We start from the raw sequence: 4,055 nt of genomic DNA on the forward strand, positions 1-4,055 counted from the left end.
TAACGGTGAGCTAAACTAATAGGGAACCCCTGATTGATATTGGGCGTAGCAATCGGTAGGAACAGAATCCGAAGAATCCATCCCTCCATCGCGACCAGCCGGGGCCTATCACCCCTTTCTCGGGTTGCCGAAATTGATCTGTACCGGGAGGTCAGTCCTGTGAAAATTTTGTTCACCACCAGTGAAGCTGTACCCTTTGCCACGACGGGTGGACTGGGAGACGTATGCGGCAGTTTGCCGTTTGCCCTCGCAGACCTCGGCCACGATGTGCGAGTGATTCTCCCCGCCTACCGATGCGTGTGGTACGTCGGACGGGAAATCCGACCGCTGAACGTAGAATTCATCGTGGCCGTGGGGAGTAAAACGATCTCGGGGCGGCTCCTCGAGCATCGGTCGGAGTCTGTTACGTTTTATTTTGTCCAGCAGGATTACTATTACGACCGAGATGCCCTGTACAGTGTGCACGGCCAGGATTACGCGGACAACTGCGAGCGGTTCGTGTTCTTTTCGCGAGCCACCCTGGAAGCCATCCGCCTGCTCGATTTTTATCCCGATATCATCCACGCCCACGACTGGCAGACGGGCCTCGTTCCCGCTTACCTGAAGATCGAATACGGCTCCTCCCCCCTCTACCGCTCGATGGGCAGTGTTTTCACCATTCACAACATGGCATACCAGGGACGATTCTGGCACTGGGACATGCTGCTGACCGGTCTGGATTGGAAATACTTTAACTGGCAGCAGATGGAGGCCTATGGGCAGCTCAACTTACTGAAAACGGGGATCGTATTTGCGGATGCGATCAGCACTGTCAGCCCTCGCTATGCCCAGGAGATTCAGACCCCCGAGTTCGGAGCCGGCCTGGAAGGAGTCATTCAGAGTCGGCGGGATGTCCTGTGGGGGATTCTTAACGGGATCGACTACACGGTTTGGAATCCTGCAACCGATTCTCACCTTCCTACCCGTTACGACGAGCATACTGTATGGCAGCAGAAACCGTTCTGCAAGGCAGCCCTCCAGAGCGAAGTGGGGCTGCCTTCGCGCCCTCACGTCCCGCTTATTGCAATGGTTGGCCGGCTGACCCACCAAAAGGGATTCGACCTTGTGGCGTCAATCCTGCCCGAATGGCTTGAGCAGACGGACACACAATGGGTCATCCTGGGAACGGGCGACAATCAGCTCGAGGCGACCTTCCGTGAACTGGCCAGTAGGTATCCCGACAAGCTTTCTGTCATTTTTGAGTTCAATCTCCCCCTGGCCCATCGGATTCAAGGAGGAGCCGACATGTTCGTCATGCCCAGCCGCTTTGAACCCTGCGGACTGGCGCAGCTTCAGGCCCTTAAATACGGCACTGTGCCGGTGGTACGGGCGATTGGTGGACTGGCGGATACCATCGTGGACTGCCGCCCCGAAACTCTGGCAAATGGTACCGCGAACGGTTTCAGCTTCACGGAAGAAAGCCCTCAGGCACTCGCTGAGACACTGAGACGGGCGTGCGAGGCCTACCGACAGCCTGAGATCTGGCGACAGCTCGTGCTCACGGGGATGCGTCAGGACTGGTCCTGGGCCCGGAGCGCGCCCAAATACGTCGAGATGTACGAGACCACGCTGCGACGTATTCGTGGGGGATGAGAACGGGAAAATCCCCTCAGCGATGCCGCGATCGACTCAGGCCGAGCGGTCCCCCTTTCCCATCTCCTGGGACCACTTTACTTCGGGGGCGCTTCGGGGATCTTAATCTCCACAGAAGGGGCGGGAATCGAGACATTCGGTGGAGCTTCTTCCCGTGGCAGGGGTTTATCCCCCTGGCCGGCGCCCTGGGGAGCGGCAGGCGCAGAGGGAGGACTCCACTTCGGGGCATCGAGTTCTTCGTCTCCCTGTCCACTCAAATCAACCATCTGCCGCTCACCGTTCGAGTATCTCACCTCCAGCGTGGTGAGCCCCCATTTTCCTGCAATTCTTTGGGCAATAACGTTGACCAGCGCTTTTTCTCGCGAACCCTTGACTCGGAACGTTAGATTGGCGTTTCCTCGATCGCCGCTGACCCTGACGCTTCCCACCGGAAACCAACTCGCCATCTCGATCGGCTCTCCCAGACGGGCCACCACCGTCTGATCTTTCCGCAGTGCCTCCAAAGCGAGATGGAGTGGCTCCCCCCCAAGACGGGCAAGGAACGTCAGGATAACAACAGCCAGTCCTGCAACGGCAAGCAAGACCAGAATGGCTGCAATGGCCAGACGCATAATCCAGCTTCTTGCCTGGCCTACTAGGCTATCAGGACTCTTCGGAGGAATTTCCTGTTTATTCTGCCAGTCGCTCATGGTCCTTCTTTCCCTGGCAGGAACTCTGCAGGTTTCACCGATTGTGACTCCATTTCGCTGCGTTTATCATATGCATCCAGAGGGGCTGCGCAAAGAGCGATTTGACAAAAAAATAATGGTGACGGACCATAGTGAGGACCGGGGCTTGTGTCCGATGCTGGAGGATTCCCGCGTCGGGGAATGCAATCTCACACGAGTCACGCTTTGCCACTCGGAGCGCCGCCGTCTCAGGGCGAGCATGGAATGCCCATCGGCGTTTCACTTAGCGGGCCCCCCAGAGCCCGCGAATCGCACCTTCAATGGCATGTTAAGCGTCCTTCAGTTTCCGGGGCATTCGCCGTTGAGGATACCTAGGCTACTTACCGGATACCAACACCGTGATGGCTGAAGGCGATTCCCGCGATACTTTGCCGGAAGTTGTACAAAGATCTCACGGCCATCCAGGATGGTTGGGACGATTGTTCGGCTTTTTTGGTACGCGTGCGGTGACGGTGGCAACCAGTCTCGAGAGACTTCAGCACCACTGCACGCAATGGGCAGACCGAACCACCGCTCCCCATACCGTGGTGACGCTGGCGGGCCTTGCAACCGAAACGCTGATGGAGTATGGGCAGCGAGAAGCAGCCTGGCGAATGGCCAGGTGGCTCCAAGCCCGCCAACTTGCGGATGGGTCCGTGTCAGAATCCCGGGCGCCGGAAGCCGTCTTCACGGTAACGGCGGCAGCCCTTCGGGCGTGGCTCGCGTGTATGCCGGAACTGGCCCAATTTGAGTCCCCCGCCCAGAAGGCTGCTCAATTCCTTCGACAATGGATTGGGGGAGAGGGACGTATCATTCCACCCAAAACGAGAAGCTGGAATTACGAAGGGGATGGCCCGTTTCGCGAACCTCCAGACCTCACCCCTCTTCTCCGTGCGGGACGTCGCTGGCCCGACACCGATTGGACAACCGCAGCCCTTCGGGGGATCGATTACTGGCTGACTCACACACACCGCCACAGCCAACCGGAAACGACGGGCGCTCTCGTCCGCCGGGCGTTTCTGTACCTGGAGTGGAACCGCCGGCAGGATGCGCTTCCGCTGGTCGAGAGAATGGATCGGCTCCAACTCGCTTCAGGAGCGCTCCCGGAGCGCGAAGGCCAGCGCGTGGTGCATCTCTCCACGGTGGCCCAAGCCGCCCTCGTATGGTTCCGTTTGTACAACCGGGCACGCGGGGAAAGCGCGATGCGGTTTTTGCAGCGCCATCTGACCCCGCAGGGATCGCTCCCGGCAACAGTAAACGCGGGTACAGGCAGAGATCAGGAAGAAGACCCACTCGCGCTCAAATACTACCTAGATGCCACACTTTGGCGTGTCCGATGCGCTGCCCACGCCAAACTTCGCGAAGAGGCCCCACTGGATGGTTCAGATCCCCGCCTGCAAAAAGCGAGGATTTGGGTCCAGGGGTTAGCGGCGGGTGCACTCGTGGCCGATCTTGGCTGTGGGACCGGCCGCTATTTGCGGTATCTGGCAAGCTGGTTCCCCCAGTTACGGTGGGTTGGGATCGATTTCTTGCCTGAAGCCCTCGGGCGCGTGCCGAGAGGAATCAAGACCATCGAAGGAAGTCTTCTTCGCGTGCCAGTAGCGGATGGGGCATTCCACGGGGTGCTTATGGTCGACACACTGGCCGATGTTCTGTTACCAGGACAGGCTCTTTTGGAGGTAATACGGATTCTTCGCCCCGGAGGTCGTCTCCTTC

The 4,055-nt window shown here is 58.7% G+C and carries 3 protein-coding genes; 2 read left to right on the forward strand and 1 reads right to left on the reverse strand.

What is annotated here, in order from left to right; translation table 11 throughout:
• Positions 1–159: 159 nt before the first annotated feature.
• Entirely contained in the window at positions 160–1,632 is a 1,473-nt protein-coding gene (gene glgA / locus H5U08_RS11910) for a glycogen synthase GlgA (RefSeq protein WP_297033285.1), read from the forward strand.
• Between the two features lie 77 nt (positions 1,633–1,709).
• On the opposite strand, the gene H5U08_RS11915 is transcribed toward glgA, so the two are convergent.
• Positions 1,710–2,321 carry a cytochrome c oxidase assembly factor Coa1 family protein gene (locus tag H5U08_RS11915; protein ID WP_297033286.1) on the reverse strand — a complete coding sequence of 204 codons (612 nt, stop codon included), beginning with the start codon at positions 2,319–2,321 and terminating at the stop codon, positions 1,710–1,712.
• Positions 2,322–2,701: 380 nt separating this feature from the next.
• On the opposite strand from H5U08_RS11915, the gene H5U08_RS11920 reads away from it, so the two are divergent.
• The coding region (locus H5U08_RS11920; RefSeq protein WP_297033289.1) for a class I SAM-dependent methyltransferase at positions 2,702–4,055 on the forward strand (1,354 nt) is incomplete at its 3' end.

The sequence above is a fragment of the Thermogutta sp. genome (assembly GCF_014359955.1).
Classification (GTDB): Bacteria; Planctomycetota; Planctomycetia; order Pirellulales; family Thermoguttaceae; genus Thermogutta.

Excerpts from the sequence above, each read along its gene's own strand:
- H5U08_RS11915 (WP_297033286.1), bottom strand. The coding sequence starts at position 2,321 with ATGAGCGACTGGCAGAATAAACAGGAAATTCCTCCGAAGAGTCCTGAT.